Genomic DNA, 263 nt, shown 5'->3' with positions numbered 1-263 from the left:
GCTGCCGCACGCCCGGCTGGTGTATTCCTTGTTCTGCTTGGTGCGCGAAGTCTTGAACAGGCTCAGCGTCTCGCCGGCCGGGCAGCACCAGCTATCGCTCTCATGGTCGTAGCTGAACCGATCCCGGCTGAAGTATTCGCTGCCCTTCGGATTGACCGTCTCGGGCCTCGGCACGATCGCCGTGATCTTGTCTTGCTCGCAGAGCACCGCATGTTCGCCGTTCGAATAGCCGGTGTCAGCCACGACCGTGACCTCGCTGGCCC

At 63.1% G+C, this 263-nt stretch carries 1 pseudogene; it reads right to left on the bottom strand.

The features are described from left to right. A pseudogene (locus UP10_RS45585) lies at nt 1–263 on the bottom strand (hypothetical protein); the annotation flags it as partial.

The organism is Bradyrhizobium sp. LTSPM299 (assembly GCF_000938235.1).
GTDB lineage: Bacteria > Pseudomonadota > Alphaproteobacteria > Rhizobiales > Xanthobacteraceae > Bradyrhizobium.
This window is presented reverse-complemented; position numbering and strand designations above follow the sequence as displayed.